The organism is Cephaloticoccus primus (assembly GCF_001580015.1).
Taxonomy (GTDB): domain Bacteria; phylum Verrucomicrobiota; class Verrucomicrobiia; order Opitutales; family Opitutaceae; genus Cephaloticoccus; species Cephaloticoccus primus.
In genome coordinates this window covers 1-15,672 of the sequence record NZ_LSZQ01000025.1, presented here as the reverse complement: position 1 = coordinate 15,672, position 15,672 = coordinate 1, and the positions used below count along the sequence as shown (strand labels likewise).

The 15,672-nt window shown below is 64.5% G+C and carries 10 protein-coding genes and 1 tRNA gene; 3 read left to right on the top strand and 8 right to left on the bottom strand.

Features of this window, described 5'->3' with window-relative positions; translation table 11 throughout:
* Positions 1-3,090: 3,090 nt before the first annotated feature.
* Both AXK11_RS09260 and AXK11_RS02815 read right to left on the bottom strand, forming a co-directional pair.
* Positions 3,091-3,618 (bottom strand): CRISPR-associated endonuclease Cas3'', encoded by a 528-nt coding sequence (locus tag AXK11_RS09260; RefSeq protein ID WP_082780798.1) that lies wholly within the window; start codon positions 3,616-3,618, stop codon positions 3,091-3,093.
* A 117-nt stretch (positions 3,619-3,735) separates the two neighbouring features.
* Positions 3,736-4,518, bottom strand: coding sequence for a TIGR00282 family metallophosphoesterase (locus tag AXK11_RS02815; RefSeq protein ID WP_082780797.1), 783 nt, complete (start codon positions 4,516-4,518; stop codon positions 3,736-3,738).
* Positions 4,519-4,642: 124 nt separating this feature from the next.
* Between AXK11_RS02815 and ilvB the strand changes: the two genes are divergently transcribed.
* Positions 4,643-6,418 carry a biosynthetic-type acetolactate synthase large subunit gene (gene ilvB / locus AXK11_RS02810; protein ID WP_068629129.1) on the top strand — a complete coding sequence of 592 codons (1,776 nt, stop codon included), beginning with the start codon at positions 4,643-4,645 and terminating at the stop codon, positions 6,416-6,418.
* Between the two features lie 476 nt (positions 6,419-6,894).
* Here the strand turns inward: ilvB and AXK11_RS02805 are convergent, their stop codons facing one another.
* Positions 6,895-7,926, bottom strand: coding sequence for a glutamine synthetase beta-grasp domain-containing protein (locus AXK11_RS02805; protein WP_068629127.1), 1,032 nt, complete (start codon positions 7,924-7,926; stop codon positions 6,895-6,897).
* Between the two features lie 318 nt (positions 7,927-8,244).
* Between AXK11_RS02805 and AXK11_RS02800 the strand changes: the two genes are divergently transcribed.
* Positions 8,245-8,329: transfer RNA gene (locus AXK11_RS02800), tRNA-Leu, on the top strand.
* Positions 8,330-8,733: 404 nt separating this feature from the next.
* On the opposite strand, the gene ettA is transcribed toward AXK11_RS02800, so the two are convergent.
* Both ettA and AXK11_RS02790 read right to left on the bottom strand, forming a co-directional pair.
* A complete protein-coding gene (gene ettA / locus AXK11_RS02795) occupies positions 8,734-10,425 on the bottom strand; it encodes an energy-dependent translational throttle protein EttA (protein ID WP_068629126.1) in 1,692 nt (563 codons plus the stop codon).
* 265 nt (positions 10,426-10,690) lie between these two features.
* Positions 10,691-10,879: a hypothetical protein gene (locus AXK11_RS02790; protein WP_068629124.1), complete on the bottom strand. Its 189-nt coding sequence runs from the start codon at positions 10,877-10,879 to the stop codon at positions 10,691-10,693.
* A 171-nt stretch (positions 10,880-11,050) separates the two neighbouring features.
* Here AXK11_RS02790 and AXK11_RS02785 point away from each other — a divergent pair, with 171 nt between their 5' ends.
* Positions 11,051-12,052 carry a LysR family transcriptional regulator gene (locus AXK11_RS02785; RefSeq protein WP_068629122.1) on the top strand — a complete coding sequence of 334 codons (1,002 nt, stop codon included), beginning with the start codon at positions 11,051-11,053 and terminating at the stop codon, positions 12,050-12,052.
* 270 nt (positions 12,053-12,322) lie between these two features.
* On the opposite strand, the gene AXK11_RS02780 is transcribed toward AXK11_RS02785, so the two are convergent.
* The 3 genes from AXK11_RS02780 to sufU all read right to left on the bottom strand — a co-directional run bounded on the left by AXK11_RS02780 (position 12,323) and on the right by sufU (position 15,529).
* On the bottom strand, positions 12,323-13,549 hold the full coding sequence (locus AXK11_RS02780; RefSeq protein ID WP_068629120.1) for a nucleoside monophosphate kinase: 1,227 nt from the start codon (positions 13,547-13,549) through the stop codon (positions 12,323-12,325).
* Between the two features lie 67 nt (positions 13,550-13,616).
* Complete coding sequence (locus tag AXK11_RS02775; RefSeq protein ID WP_269446591.1) at positions 13,617-14,861, bottom strand: aminotransferase class V-fold PLP-dependent enzyme; 1,245 nt, start codon at positions 14,859-14,861, stop codon at positions 13,617-13,619.
* A 113-nt stretch (positions 14,862-14,974) separates the two neighbouring features.
* Positions 14,975-15,529: a Fe-S cluster assembly sulfur transfer protein SufU gene (sufU, locus tag AXK11_RS02770; RefSeq protein ID WP_082780796.1), complete on the bottom strand. Its 555-nt coding sequence runs from the start codon at positions 15,527-15,529 to the stop codon at positions 14,975-14,977.
* Positions 15,530-15,672 lie beyond the last annotated feature (143 nt).

The window sequence follows — 15,672 nt, the reverse complement described above, 5'->3', positions numbered from 1 at the left end:
CTCCTTTTGCACCTTGGCCAGCCAGCCATCGCCAGCCTCCACATCCCTGCGCCACAAGTCCCGCAGCTGCGCGCGCCGATCGGCAGGCAGCGTGTTCAGCCACGCATGCGCGGCCTCATGCAGCACATCCCTGCGCAGCCGCTCATCCATCAACCCGTCCTTATCGGCGCGCAAGTTGCGCTGGAGAAACCACAAGATCCTCTCGCGCCCCCGCGCCAAGTGCGCGGCCTGCTCGCCCCCCTCCAGATCCTCCGGCTTGACCCCCAGCTCGATCAGCATCTGCGGGTCGCCCACCAGTGCCCTGTACTGGAGCATCAGCCCGGGGGCGATCCGCTGCACCCGCGCCCTAAAGTCCGCCTCGGGCAACACCGCCCCTGAGTCCCCCGCCGACGGCAGAGGAGTCGAAGAGCCTGCTGACGAGGCGGCATCGACGCCTCGCAAAGAAGAGGGGTCTGCGACCCCCCGTAAAGTTGCTGTGTCCGCCTTCAGCGCGGCCTCAGGCGAGGAGGTATCGGCCAACGGGCGGTCACCCCCCTTGGCAAACTCGGCTGCGCCGCGCGCCTGTGCCTGCCCCCGCCGCGACTCGATCCACTCGGCGAGCCTGGGCACCGTGCGCAGCTCCTCCTCCGTGAGCACATGGGTAGCCAGGTCATTGATCCGCCCCTCACCGATTGTATCGCCGATGAGGTTTCGCGCGTGCAAGTCGCCCAGCAGCACATCCTGCCCCTCGATCTGCGCATAGTACACAGGGCTGCGCGGGTCGATCCGCCCCAGCACCTCGGCAGGGATCTCCTGCAAGCGCGCCTTGGCGATCACCTGCGCGCGCGCCCACCGCGCCGCATCATTGCCCCGAGGCTGTTTTACGACGATCTCCCCATCCTCGGTGAGCCCCACGATCTCCGTAGGTGTCCCGCCCAGCTCGTTGATCGCCCAAGTCTTTTCGATGATGTCGGGGAACTGGCCGGTATCCAGTCCCACCATCCCCTCATCGATCGCCAGCCTCATCCCGATCGACTGATCGGAGGAACTTCCTGTTTCATAGACCTTGTAGACCACCCCTTGGGCCGCGTCCTCGTAGACGTAGGCCTCTACCCCGCGCCCGATCTGCGGCAGTGCCTGCCCGGTACGGGTATTGATTACAGAAGCTCCGTCGGGACTTCGAGCAAGGGGAAGTATTTTTTGGCCGTCTCGAAGTTGCGCCGCCGCCACGCCCTGCGCTCCTCCGGCGTCTGGCTCAGGAACAGCCGCAAGCCTCTCTCGGGCGCGTCGAGCGATCCCTTTGGCCTCATCAGCAGTGACTCGGCTTCCTGTAATGAAAGACCGCTCGCCCGTAAATGGGTCGGGTCTATCGGCCGTCGGGTCACTCTCCAGTCGCTGCTCATTATGGGTATCAGGTTGCCCGCCAGCCTTGGCCCCCTCCCGCGCAAAATCAACCCTCGGCTGCGGCAAGATGCGCTCCCCCGCTATGGCCCGCTGCGCGTAGCCCAGCACATCATCGGGAGTCTGTATTTGGTGAAACCCGTAATCCTCGCGCAGCGCCTCGGCCGTCTTGTCCAGCGAGCTCTTCTTCGCATCAAAGAGCTGCTGGGCCGTGCCAAAGCTCATCCCCTCCTTGCGCAGCCCGTCCAGCTCGGCCTGCAGGCCACTGTCCCGCGTCGGCAGCTTGATCCTGCGCAGCACCGTCAGCAGATCCTCCTCATCAGTGAAGCCCGGCCCCGAGTCCTGCGCGCGCCGCTCCAGCTCGCGCCACGCCGCCTCATCGCCCTCCTGCGCCCGCTTGGCCAGCTCATCGTCGCTCAGGTTTTCCAGCCGCTGCTTGTCATCGGCCCTTATCGCCCTGCGCTCCTCGCGGATGCGCACCTTTCGTTCCGCAGCCTCTGCCTCGGCCTGTTCCTTGGCTGCCGCCAGCCGCTCTTGGCCAGCCTCCTGCTCGGCGGTGATAATCGCCTCATAGCGCGGCGTCAGCTCGCGCAGCAGCTCATACGCCTTCGAGAGCTGGTCCTCGCCCAGCCCCACCGCCTTGTCCTCGGTGTACGCGCGCAAGGTCGTCACCACGCCCTTCACCGCAGCCGGCTTGGGATTTTCCGCTGCCGCCAGCTCGCGCGCTTGGGCCAGGTACTCGTCGAACTGCTCGCGCCGCCGCTTGGCCTCCTCCAGCCGCTCGGCCCGCGCCCGCTGCTCGGCCTCGATCGCCGCGCGCGCGCCCTGACTGTGCTCCCCAGCCCGCGCCAGCAGCGCCTCCAGATCCAGCGGCCCATCAGGAGCCGACGGCGTGCCGACATCGGACGGCGAGCCAGCGAGCTCGCCGCCCAATGAATCGGTCGAAGACCGCTTGGTCCCATCGATCTGCTCCAGTTGTTTTGCCATCGCTGCATTGAGGCGCTCCACCCGAGACGTGCCGACATCGTCGGCACGCATGAGAGATGGGTCTGCGACCCCGCCCGCATTGGCCAAGCGCTCCCCCTCCCCCAGCTCAGTCTCTGACGCACGACCATCGGGAGTGCGCCCAATAGATGGGTCGAAGACCCCGCCCTGTAGCACCCCCTTGGCGGCCACGCCCCCGCCACCGGCGATACCTCCTACCGTCGCGCCCAGTATCGCCGCATGGAGCACCTCCTGATCCAGCTTGCGATCCGGATCATAGCCGCTCAGCCACTTGGCCACCGCATTCTGCCACATCTGCTGGGCGCCCTCGGTGAGGCCCTCGCTGGCGGCACTGGCCCCCGCCGCCTTCAGCACCTGCCCCACCGTCACCTTGCCCACCAGCGGCTTCAGGATCTTGCCCACCACCAGCTTGTCGCCCAGATACTCCAGCGCGGCCGCGGGCACATTCTTCAGCCCCGCATCGTGCGCCCTCTCCTTATCGCCCGTGTGCTCCAGCGCATCCTCGTAGCCCTCCTCATACAGTTGGCCAACTGCCTGCGCCAGCCCATGTGCCACCTGTCCTAGAAAACTCTGCTCATTGACCTCGCTCACAGGCAGCGCCTCGCGCACCCACTCGCGGCTGCCGCCCAGCCTGTCCGCAAGTTCATCCCCGTATTCGCGGGGAACACGCCAACCAACGACTCCCTGCAAACGGGTTAAGTCGGTTCATCCCCGCATTCGCGGGGAACACAGCACCTCGATTATCCGCCGCGCCAGAAACCCCGGTTCATCCCCGCATTCGCGGGGAACACGGATGGCATGCCTCAGCCAGTCTTTGTCTGCACCGCTCTTCTGATGCAGAGGATCACGCAACAATGCAGCAGTAGCGCAGGAATGATCCGAAACTCGAAGCGTATGCGCTTGAAAATCCAGCCCATTGGCCTGGTCTGCCGCTTTCCCCTCTTCCCACTTAGCCTGAAAGCCGGGAATCGCTTTGCCATAGTCGTGCAACCCTGCCAGTGCAGCAAACCAACGGGCACAATGCTCTCTGGGTAGACCAAAAGCAGCCGCAGCCCAGTCTAGGGAAGCAGGCGACTCTATTTCTAATAATGTTTCTGCTACTGCCGCCACGTCTAGCAGGTGTGCCAGCAAGCTGTGCCCACTCCCTTCACCACTCTTCGCCCAAAGAGCTCTAACTTCCGGAGGCAGTGCACTGAAACAGTACTTATTACTGAGAGGGGAATTATCACTCATCTGGATTGTTTTGCTTAGTATTTCTGTCACTACACCGCCCTCTTATAGAAGGGGAAGCTAGCCCGCACGGCAGGAAGTGAAAATTCCCGAGGTGATGTCTCGGAAATTTACAAGAGTCTATGCTCGGGCGGTGAGGAGTTCGATGCGTTGGGCTTGGGCGCTGCGGGCGGAGATTTCGACCAGGGCGCCGGAGAGGCGCACGTCATCGCTCGCCACTTCGAAGCGACGCGGCATCCCGTCCAAAAACCGGCCTACGACGGGTTCGATTTCGCGCCCGAGCACGGAGGCGTAGGGGCCGGTCATCCCGACGTCGCACATGAAGGCCGTGCCTTTGGGCAGCACGCGCGCGTCGGCGGTAGGCACGTGAGTGTGGGTGCCGAGCACGGCAGTCACGCGCCCGTCGAGGTACCAGCCGAGTGCTTGCTTCTCGGAGGTCGCCTCGGCATGGACTTCGACGAGGATCGCGTCGGTCTGCCCGCGCAGTTTTTCGATCATCCGGTCCGCACAGAGAAAGGGGCACTCGGACTTCATCGCGAGGTATTGGCGACCGAGGACGGTAAAAACCCCGAGGCGAAATCCGCGTTTCTCAATAATGAGGTGATCCCAGCCGGGGCACGCCGCAGGGAGATTGGCCGGACGGCACACGCGCTCCAGTTGCGTAATCTCGTGCGCCCACTCGCGCTGATCCCAGACGTGGTCGCCGAGCGTGATCGCATCGACTCCGGCGGCGAGCAGCGATTGCGCGATCTTGCCGGTGATGCCCGAGCCCGCAGCCGAGTTTTCCGCATTGGCCACGACGAAATCCAGGCCGTGCGTCTGACGCAGCGAGCCGAGGCGTGCGTTGACGATGTCGCGCCCGGGGCGCCCCACGATATCTCCGATAAATAAAAGCTTCAGCATTTTGGTACGCAGGCTGAGCGCTCCCCCGCTCCGCGCGCAAAATAAAAGCCGCCCCTGCGCCCAAGTGGGCCTTGCGAGGCCGCCGCAGAGTTGCTCTGCTCGCGCCTATTTTTCCGTGCCTGCCATGAATACCACCAGCTCTCCCACCACCCCCGAAGAAGCCGAGCGCGGCCCCGAGATGAAGGGCGCCGAAGCCGTCGTCGAATGCCTGGTGCGCGAGGGCGTCGACACGATTTTCGCTTACCCGGGCGGCGCCTCCCAGGAGCTGCACCAGGCGCTCGCCCGCACTGACAAGATCCGCGTCATCCTGCCCCGCCACGAGCAGGGGGGCTCTTTCGCCGCCGAGGCTTACTCGCGCGCCTCGGGCCGCGTGGGCGTGTGCATGGCGACGAGCGGCCCGGGCGCGACCAATCTCGTGTCGGCCATCGCCGATGCCTTCATGGACTCGATCCCGCTGATCGCGATCACGGGCCAGGTTTACAGCAAGTACATCGGCAAGATGGCGTTTCAGGAGACCGATTTTTACGGGATGACGCTGCCGGTCGTGAAGCACTCGTACCTGATCACCGACGTGCACGAGCTGCCCCGCGTGTTCAAGGAAGCCTTCCACCTCGCGCGCAGCGGGCGCCCCGGGCCCGTCGTGATCGACATCCCCAAGGACGTGCAGCAGGCGCTCTTCCGCCCCGTCTTCCCGCGGGCCGTCCAGTTTAACAACCCCTACGTGGGCTGCACACACGAGGCGACCGACGACCAGCTCAAGCAAGTCCTCGCCCTCATCGCCGACGCGAAAAAGCCGATCATCTACGCGGGCGGCGGCATCATCTCTGCCGAGGCCTCGGCGGAGCTGAAGACCTTTGCCGAGACGACCAACATCATGGTCGCCAACACGCTGATGGGCTGTGGCGCCTTCCCCGAGACGCACCCGCTCTCGATGCACTGGTTTGGCATGCACGGCGCCGCCTATGGCAACTGGGCCGTGGACCAATGCGACCTGCTGCTCTGCCTCGGCGCGCGCTTCGACGACCGCGTCACCGGTAACACCGACACCTTCGCGCCAAAGGCAAAGATCGTCCACATCGACATCGACGACTCCGAGCTCGGCAAAAACAAAGCCGTGCTGCTCGCAATCGTCAGCGAGATCAAACACGCCCTGCGCCGGCTAAACGAACTGGCCGCCGCCGCCAAGTTCACCCCGCCCGATACCGCCGCCTGGCACGCCCAGGTCGCCCAGTGGAAGGCCGAGCACCCCTTCCGCTACACGCCGGGCAAGCACATCCAGCCCCAGGAAGCGATCGAAGTCCTCTACGAGCTGACAGGCGGCGACGCCATCATCACCACCGGCGTCGGCCAGCACCAGATGTGGGCCGCGCAGTTCTACCGCTTCGACAAGCCCCGCCGCTACATCAGCTCGCTGGGGCTCGGCGCGATGGGCTTCGGCTACCCCGCCGCGCTCGGCGCGAAAGTCGCCTGCCCCGACAAGCAGGTCATCGACATCGATGGCGACGGCTCCTTCGCCATGAACATCCAGGAACTGGCCACCGCGAAGATCGAGAAGATCGCCGCCAAAGCCATGATCCTGAACAACCAGCACCTCGGCATGGTCATCCAGTGGGAGGACCTCTTCTACGGCAGCGTGCGCGGCAACACCATCCTCGGCGACGAGTCCAACGTCGGCAGCCCCGATAACCCCGATGCGCTCTACCCCGACTTTGCCAAGATCGCCGAGGGCTACGGCGTAAAGGCACGCCGCGTGCTCAAGCGAAGCGAGCTGCGCGAAGCCATCCAGGAAATGCTCGACCACGACGGGCCCTACGTCCTCGACGTCATCGTGCCCTTCACCGAACACGTGCTGCCCATGATCCCCGCCGGCAAATCGGTCAAAGACATGATACTGGCGTAAGGAAAACCCCACTGCGCGTGGGGCGGCCCTACGCGGGCGGCGGCAGGCGGTGCCTGCACCCGTTTACTGTGCGGCTTGCTGTCGGGCGTTCCGCCCAACGAACAAGCCGCACAGTAAGGGACACCCGACCGGAGGTCGGGTCGGAGATTTAACCCGTCAACTTTTTCGCCGCGCCCCCCGCGCCCCAATGGGTTTCCGCTTCATTCGCGCACAGGTTGAGGAGCCTGACGAGTCGCCAACGAGCGGCTCGCAAAATGGAACGGTCGAAGACCGCGTCGCAACGCGACAGGGGGAGAGTCCTTAAATTTGCGATTTTGTTCGGGCGCTGTGCGCCCGAACAAAATCGCAAATTCAATGGCAGTGGTCACCGACCACCGCTGCCCGCGTAGGGCCGCCCTTCCGCCAAAAGCAAAAGCGCGCCGCCCGCGTTTTTTTCCGCAAGCGGCGCGCCAACCTCATTGCACAACAAACAAAAGTTAAGGTGTCGGCACGCTCTGCACCGTCTTCAGAATCCGCCCGGCGACCAGATACGGATCTGCCGCCGAGTTTGGCCGCCGATCTTCGAGGTAGCCGCGGTAGCCGTTGTTCACAAACGCATGCGGGATCCGGATCGACGACCCGCGGTCGGCCACGCCGTAGGTGAACTTGTCGATCGACTGCGTCTCGTGCAGCCCCGTGAGCCGCATGTGATTATCCGGCCCGTAGACGGCGATGTGCTCGTCCATGTACTTGCTGAACGCGCCCATCAACTGCTCGAAGTACGCCTTGCCGCCCACCTCGCGCATGTACGCCGTGGAGAAGTTCGCATGCATGCCCGAGCCATTCCAGTCCAGCGGCTCGTTAAACGGCCCGCGGATCGGCTTACACTCCCACGCGATATCGATCCCGTAGCGCTCGGTCAGCCGCGACAGCAGGTAGCGCGCGACCCAGATCTCGTCGGCCGCCTTTTTGGAGCCCTTGCCAAAAATCTGAAACTCCCACTGGCCTTTCGCCACCTCGGCATTGGTGCCCTCGTAGTTCAGCCCCGCATCGAGGCAGATATCCATGTGCTGCTCGACCAGCTCGCGCGCCAGCGCGCCGATGCTCTGGTAGCCCACGCCCGTGTAGTACAGGCCCTGCGGCGCAGGATAGCCACCCGGCGGGAAGCCCAGCGGGGCCCCGTCCTTGTAGAAGAAAAACTCCTGCTCAAAGCCGAACCACGTGCCCTCATCATCGGGGATCGTCGCGCGCGTGTTCGACGGGTGCGGCGATCCATCGGGCAGGAGCACCTCACACATCACGAGGACGCCGTTCCTGCGCGTCGAGTCCGGGTAAACCGCCACCGGCCGCAGCAAACAATCCGCGCTCTTGCCCTCTGCCTGCCGGGTCGAGCTCCCGTCAAAATTCCACTGGGGCAGCTCTTCGAGCTTCGGGAAGCTCGCGAACTCCTTGATCTGGGTCTTGCTGCGCAGGTTGGCCAGCGGCGAGTAGCCGTCTAGCCAGATGTACTCGAGTTTGTATTTGGGCATAGGGCGTTAGGTCTTCGGTAGCGCGGATTCAAAAAATCCCGCGCCCACAATCGCCAGCCCCGCGCCCGCAATGCGAGTTGTAAAATCGAGAACTTAAGGGCGCCCCTCCCACTATTAGCCCGCCCTACATCCACGCCCAAAGTGGATAAGGCCCGCGCCTCCGACACAGGCGGCAACGCACGCCCTCCCCAGTCCCGCCGCTACGCCACCGGCCGCGCCCGTCGCATCCCGGCTCAAGAAAAGCCAAACTTCGGCCGCCCCTCATTTCAGGGCTTTACAAGCACCTGAGGTTCCCGCTTAGTCCGCGCTCCTCCTTTTGCTCGGGTGGTGGAATTGGTAGACACACACGTTTGAGGGGCGTGTGCCGAAAGGCGTGCGGGTTCGAGTCCCGCCTCGAGCACCATTTTTTTTCTGGCGGCGAAGGGAAATCGAAAAGGACACAACTCCCACTGCGCGTGGGGCGGCAGGCGGTGCCTGCACCCATTCACAGTGCCGCTTGTGCTCTGTGCGGAACGCACAGAGCACAAGCGGCACTGTTGGAAATGCCCTACAAAGGTATTCACCCGTTAACCAAAAGTTTCGCCTCAACGGGTTTCCGCTTCGTTTGCATTTGCTGCCTCCGGCCCTGTCGCAACGCGACAGGGGAATGTCCCGTTAAATTTGCGATTTTGTTCGGGCACTTTGTGCCCGGGCAAAATCGCAAATTGAATGGAAGTGGCGACCCGCCACCGCCCCACGCGCAGTGGGGTCGAGGATCCGTCTTATTGGCGAGCCGCTCGTTGGCGGCTCGTCAGCAGCCCTTTTATTTTAGCGCAGCTGGCGGTATTTGAGGCGGTGGGGTTGGTCGGCGGCGGTGCCCTTGCGGCGGCGGTAATCTTCGAGGTAGCTGGTGTAGTTGCCGTTAAAGACGCGGACTTCGCTGTCGCCCTCAAAGGCGATAATGTGGGTCGCGATCCGGTCGAGGAACCAGCGGTCGTGCGAGATGATGACTGCGCAGCCCGCGAAGTTTTCGAGTGCTTCTTCGAGTGCGCGGATCGAGTTCACATCGAGATCGTTGGTGGGCTCGTCGAGCAGCAGCAGGTTTGCCCCGCTCTTGAGCACGCGGGCGAGCAGTACGCGGTTGCGCTCGCCGCCGGAGAGGATGCCGAGCTTCTTTTGCTGGTCGGCGCCGGTGAAGCCAAACTGGGCGCAGTACGCGCGCGAGTTCACGCGGCGGCTGCCGTGCTGCATCATTTCCTGCCCGTCGCTGATCGCCTCCCAGATCGTCTTCGCATCGTCGAGCGAGTCGCGGCTCTGCTCCACGTAGGCGAGCTGCACGGTCTCGCCCACCTTGAAGCTCCCTTCGTCGGGCGTTTCGAGTCCGGCGATGAGTTTGAAGAGCGTGGTCTTGCCCGCGCCGTTGGGGCCGATCACGCCGACGATGCCGCCGGGCGGCAGCGCGAAGTCGAGGCCCGCGAACAAGAGTTTATCGCCGTAGGCCTTGGCCACGCCGCGCGCTTCGACGACGAGGTTTCCGAGCCGCGGGCCGGGCGGGATCAAAATCTCAAACTGCCGCTCTTGCTCGGCGACATCCTGGGCGAGCAGGGCCTCGTAGGCATTGAGCCGCGCTTGCCCCTTTGCCTGGCGCGCCTTGGCCGAGGCGCGGATCCACTCCAGCTCGCGGGCCATCGCTTTTTGGCGGCGATCTTCGGTGCGCTGCTCGATGGCCAGGCGGCGTTGTTTCTGCTCCAGCCAGCCCGAGTAATTGCCGCGCCAAGGGATGCCGTGGCCGCGGTCGAGCTCGAGGATCCAGCCCGCGACGTTGTCCAGGAAGTAGCGGTCGTGCGTCACCGCGATCACCGTGCCCGCGTAGCGCGCAAGGTGTTGCTCCAGCCAGTGCACGCTCTCGGCATCGAGGTGGTTCGTAGGCTCGTCGAGCAGCAGGATGTCGGGCTTTTGCAGCAGCAGGCGGGCCAGTGCCACGCGGCGGCGCTCACCGCCCGACAGCGTATCGACCACGGCCTCCTCCGGCGGGCAGCGCAGCGCGTCCATGGCTTGCTCGACGAGCGGCGCAGTGTCCCAGGCGTCGAGCCGGTCAAGCTCGGCCTGGAGCGCGGCCTGACGCTCGGCAACTTGCTCGCGGGCCGCATCGTCTGCCGCTTCGGCGAGCTCGTCCCAAGTCGCGTCGTACGCCGCAGCCAGCTCGCTCAAGTGCTGCACGCCTTCCTCCACGCAAATGCGCACAGTCGCCCCGGCCGTTAACTGTGGCTCCTGCTCAAGCAGCCCGACCGTGTAGCCCGGCTCCAGATGGATGCGGCCTTCGATCTCGGTATCGCGCCCCGCGAGAATTCGCATGAGCGAAGACTTGCCCGAGCCGTTGAGCCCGAGGACGCCGATCTTTGCCCCGTAAAAAAACGAGAGCGATACGTCGCGGAGGATCTCCTTGCGCTCGATCTTCTTTGAGACACCGAGCATCGAAAAAATGATCTTCGGGGCATCACCCGTTTGCTGCTTCGCCATAAGTGGGCGGCAGCTTCGGGGGTTTTAGCCGCGTTGACCAGAGGGATTGGGGTCGCGGTCGCAGACCGATTTATTTGGCGGCGCACTCGTTGGTGCGCCGTCCGGGGCCGGCCTCCATTTGATTTGGGAAGTCGTGCTTCGGCGGAAAAACGCAAATGGAGCGGGAAACACGCCCGGGGCGCCAACACGCCAATAACCAAAACGAAAAGACCCGAGGGGGTAATTCCTCGGGTCTGTTAGAGCGGCACGAGTCTCTTCGCGCGCTTTACTTGGCTGCGGAGTACTTACGGCGCGGGCTTAAGTAGTCGTAGCTGGTAAGCACCATCATCATGACGACCGAGCCATAGGCCACGATCATGTCGATGCTGACGGAGACGAGCGAACCAAGGTAAATGAGTAGCGTGGCGGCGATGGCGCCGAGGACGAGTGAGCGGCTGTGCAGTTTGTTCTTCATGGCGGTAATCCCTTTCGGTTGTGTGTGGCTCGTGGAGCGGGAGCAGGTGGGTCGTGGGCGGCTTCAGGTTTTTTCAGTGTGCGCCGGTGAAGCGTGGCGGCTGGCCCCAGTATAAGCCCACTTTACAATAATAAAAATCGTTAGTACTGATATGAATCATCCATTTTTTTTATGGAATTATACCAGCTCCGCTCCCTCGTCGCCGTCGCCCAAAGCGGGAATTTCACCCGTGCGGCCGAGTCGCTAAACATCACTCAACCCGCCTTGAGCCAGCAGATCATAAACCTGGAAAAGGAGCTGGAGCACAAGCTCCTGCACCGGCTGGGCCGCCGCGCGGTGCTCACCGACGCGGGGCGCACGTTTATCGAGCGGGCCAGGCGCATCCTCCTCGAAGCCGACAACGCCACAAAGGAAATCCGCGACAACCCCAACGCCGAAAGCCGGATCACCGTCGGCGCGATCCCCTCGGTCGCGCCCTACATCCTGCCCGCGCTCATCGCGCAGGCGCGGCTGGAGTACCCGCAGCTACAAATCCGCGCGCGCGAGGACTTCCGCCCCGAGCTCGTCGAAGCCGTGCTCGACGGCTCGCTCGACCTCGCAGTCGTCTCCACCCCCGTCCCCAGCACGGCACTGGCGGTCGAGCCGCTCATGCACGAGCCGCTCGTCCTCGCCGTCGGCCCCGAGCATCCGCTGCTCAAAAAGCCCAAGGTCAAAGCCGCCGATCTGGCCGACGAGACCTTCATCATGCTGGGCAACTCCAGCTCGCTCACCGAGCGCGTGCGCCAGTTTTGCGGACGGCACAAATTTGAGCCGCACATCGGCTACCGTTGCGCGCAAATCGCCACCGTGAAGTCGCTCGTCGCCCTCGGTGCCGGAATCGCAATCCTGCCGCGGATCGCCCGCTCCTCCAAAGACGATGGCACGATCATTTACCTGGAGCTCGCCGACACACGCCCCACGCGCGAGCTCGTCATCGTCCGCCACCTGCAAAGCTACCAGGCACGCGGCGTCCTCCAGTTCATAAAAATGCTCCGCGAGGGAGTGGGAGTCGGAGTCGGTGACTCCGGCCAACCAACACGACGCGCGGGGCGAGTCGCCCCTCCACTTACGCTCGCGCGACTTGGGGGGCACGCAGCAATTTCTTCCCCGCTACGCGTGGGCCGCAATAAGTAGGCGGCCCCGACGAGGCCGATAACGATACCTTCACAGCAAACGCCTTTCGCCCGCGTTGCACCGCCGAGCCGCCAAGCGGGAGGGCGAGCGGCTCGGCTGAGGCGAGTACTTTAAAACGGCCCCTGCGCAGCAGGGAAGAACTCGCTGCATTATCCCTCCTCTCGCGCGAGCGGCGATGGCCCGCTCGGTTGCCGCGGGACCACAATTGAGTGAATGATTGAAGACGAGCCGCCAACGAGCGGCTCGCAAAAAGGAGGAGTCGAAGACTCCTTAGCCGCGGCGGATGACGGAGCCCTGGAAGCGAATCTGGATGCGGTAGACCTTTTTCAGGCGGCAGTGGATCTGGCCGGTCGAGAGGTCTACGCGCTCGGGCACCTCGACCTTGTGCAGGTCAACGGTGGCGTGGTAGCCGCGCTCGGAAAACACGTCGATGAGCATCGAGAGCGCGAGCGGGTCGTCGAGCACGGGATCCTCGGTGTTGATGTTTGCGTTTCCCGAGATCGCATGGCGCAGGACGATGGGCAGCATCTTCACCTCGATGAAGGCGATGACGCGCGCGAAGAGCTCGGGCTGCTCCATCTCGTAGCCGTCGAGCCGCTTCACCAATTCCTGGCGGGCGTGGACGATGATCTCGCTGGCGACGGGCACGCCGCGCAGCCGGTCGACGGTCTGCGGGTCGAGCTCCAGCGTGCTTTGGTAGTCGAGCTCGTTGGTGATGTTTTCCTCGACCTCGGCGATGGTGCCCTGGGCGTTGATGAAGTGGTAGTGGAAGATCTCCTGAAGCGACTGTAGGGCCTCCCAGGTCTGCTCCTTGAAGACGCGGTAGCGGCGCTGCGCGAGTGCCTCGTCGTGGTCGGTGGCGCGGTCTTCCCAGAGCGTGCCCACGCCGGTGCGCAGCACTTCTTCGTTATGGCGGCGCGTCTCGCGTCCGCGCTTGAGCTGGCGCGCGATCGACTCCTTCTCGTCGATAAACAGCACCATGATGTGGATCGTGGGCTGGCGGAAATAGATGCCCAGCGGCGTGCCGTAAAACTCGCGCCGCAGTTGGTGCATCTTGTCGACGAGCAGCTTCAGGCACTCGACTTGCACGAGCGTGCGCGGGAAGCCGTCGAGTACGACGCCGTCGCGGTAGATCGGGCGCAGCAGCTCGCGCAAGATCAGGCCGATGACCTCGCGGTCGCCGACCATGTGGCCGGTATTTTTGAGCCGTTGGGCTTCGGGCGAGTCGAGCAGCGCGCTGACCACGATGGGCGGGCAGGTGAGCCCGCGCGCCTTGGTGATAAAGGCGGTGTTGGTGCCCTTGCCCGCGCCGGGCGCACCGCCGAGGAGGATGATCTCTTTTGGGAAACGCAGCTCCTGGCGGCCGATTTGCTCTTCGAGCTCGTGCCACACGGACTCGAAGATCAGGTGCGCGTCTTTGATTTCCAGGTCGCTGAGCTTGGTGCTCGGCTGCACCGCGTCGCTGTCCAGGGTGTTTGAGAGTGTGGCCGCCGGCATGGTGCGCGCAGCGTAGGCGACGCTGCTGCGCCGCTTCGAGTCTGTTTACTGTGTTTATTTCAACAGGTCACTGACACCCGAAGAAGGATTGGATCCGGCGCAGGGAGGCGACGAGGACGTCGATTTCTTCGGCAGAGTTGTAGAGCGAAAAGCTCGCGCGCGTGGTGCTGGTGAGGCCCAGCTTGTGCATGAGCGGCTGGTTGCAGTGGTGGCCGCCGCGCAGTGCGAGCCCGTCCTCATCGGCAAAGGTGACCACGTCGTGCGCGTGCACATCGGCCAGCGCGAAGCTCACTATGCCGCTGCGCTCCACGCCCGCGGGGGGGCCCAGCAGCCGGATCCCGGGAAGCTGCGCCAGCCGCTCGCAGGCGAGCTGCCCCAGCGCGTGCGAGTGCGCGGCGATTTTTTCGCGGCCCACGGAGTCGAGATAATCGCACGCCGCGGCCAGCCCGATCGCTCCGGCGATATTGGGCGTGCCCGCCTCGAAGCGCTCGGGTGAGGGCTTCCACGTCGCCTCCTCGTAAGTGACGGTCGAGACCATGCCGCCGCCCGTTTCGTAGGGCGCCATGTTCTCCAAAATCGGCAGCCGCGCATAGAGCACGCCGATGCCGGTGGGGCCGCACATTTTGTGCCCCGAAAAAGCGAGGAAGTCGCAGCCCAGCTCGCGCACATCGAGCGGCTGGTGGCCGGCCGACTGCGCGGCATCGACGAGCGTGAGCGCGCCGACCGCGCGCGCCTTTGCGCAGAGCTCGGCCGCGGGATTGATTGTGCCAAGCGTATTGGAAACGTGAGTGAAGGCGAAGAGCTTCACCTGCGGCGTCAGCAGCGAGTCGAGCGCGGCGAGGTCGAGCCCGCCTTCGCCATTTTCGCCGAGCAGTGGCACGGCGCGGAGCATCGCCCCGGTCTCGCGCGCGACCTGCTGCCAGGGCACGAGATTCCCGTGGTGCTCCATCTGCGTGGTGAGCACCACGTCGCCCGCGCGCAAGTGGGCGCGGCCCCAGGCCTGGGCGACCAGGTTTACGCTCTCGGTCGTACCGCGCGTGAAAATGATCTCCGCCGGAGCCGCCGCGCCGATGAAGCGGGCCACCCGGGCACGCGCGCCTTCGTAGGCATTGGTCGCGCGCATGGAGAGCGCGTGGAGCCCGCGGTGCACGTTGCTGTTGTCGCGCTCGTAGTAGTGCACGAGTGCATCGATGACTGAGCGCGGCTTCTGCATGGTCGCGGCGTTGTCGAGGTAGACGAGCGGCTTGCCGTTGACGCTCTGGTGCAGCGCGGGAAAGGCGGCTCGGGTGTGTGGGCTCAGGTCAATAGGCACGGGCGGAAAAAAAGGGGGGATTGGGGAGGCGAGGCGCTGGCACAGCGCGGGGGAAAATGCACGGGAGGGGCGGCAGGGGCGAGCGGGAGAAGGAGCAACGCCCGCGCGAGCGTTTAGTCGAGATGCGTCTCGGTCGTAATCGACAGGCCGAAGTCCTCCGCGCCCGCAGCCGATGCGGCGGGCTGTGCGCTGGCCGGGTTGGCCGATGCATCCGCGCTGGCCGAGTTGGTCGAGCCCGCCGGGCCGGCCGGCTCCGCAGCCAGTGCGCCGAGGGCGGCGTGCCAGCCGAGCGTCGCACACTTGATCCGCGCCGGAAAGGCCGAGACTCCCGCAAAGGCCGCTACGTCGCTCATCTCCTCGGGCGCTTCGCCCGTGGTCACGATTTTCTTGAACTCATCGAAGAGCGCCTGCGCTTCCGCCGCAGTCTTGCCCTTTAGCTGCGTGGTCATCAGCGAGGCGCTGGCCTGCGAGATCGCGCAGCCGGAGCCGTCGAAGGACAGGTCGGTGATCCGCTCGCCATCGAGCCGGATGTACACGCAGCACTGGTCGCCACAGCTCGGATTGTCGCCGCGGGCGACGCGGTTGGCCGTGGGCAGCTTGCCGCGATTTCGCGGGCGGCGATTGTGGTCCAGAATGACCTGTTGGTAGAGGTCGGAGAGCTCAGACATGGGTGCAGGCTAGAAGGAGGGAAAAAACCGAGTACGCAAGAGGCGGAGCTCGGTAAGGGACGAGTCGCCCCTCCATTTACGCTCACGCGACAGGATGAAGCACGGAGCATTTTCTTCCCTGCTGCGCAGGGGCCGGGATGAGT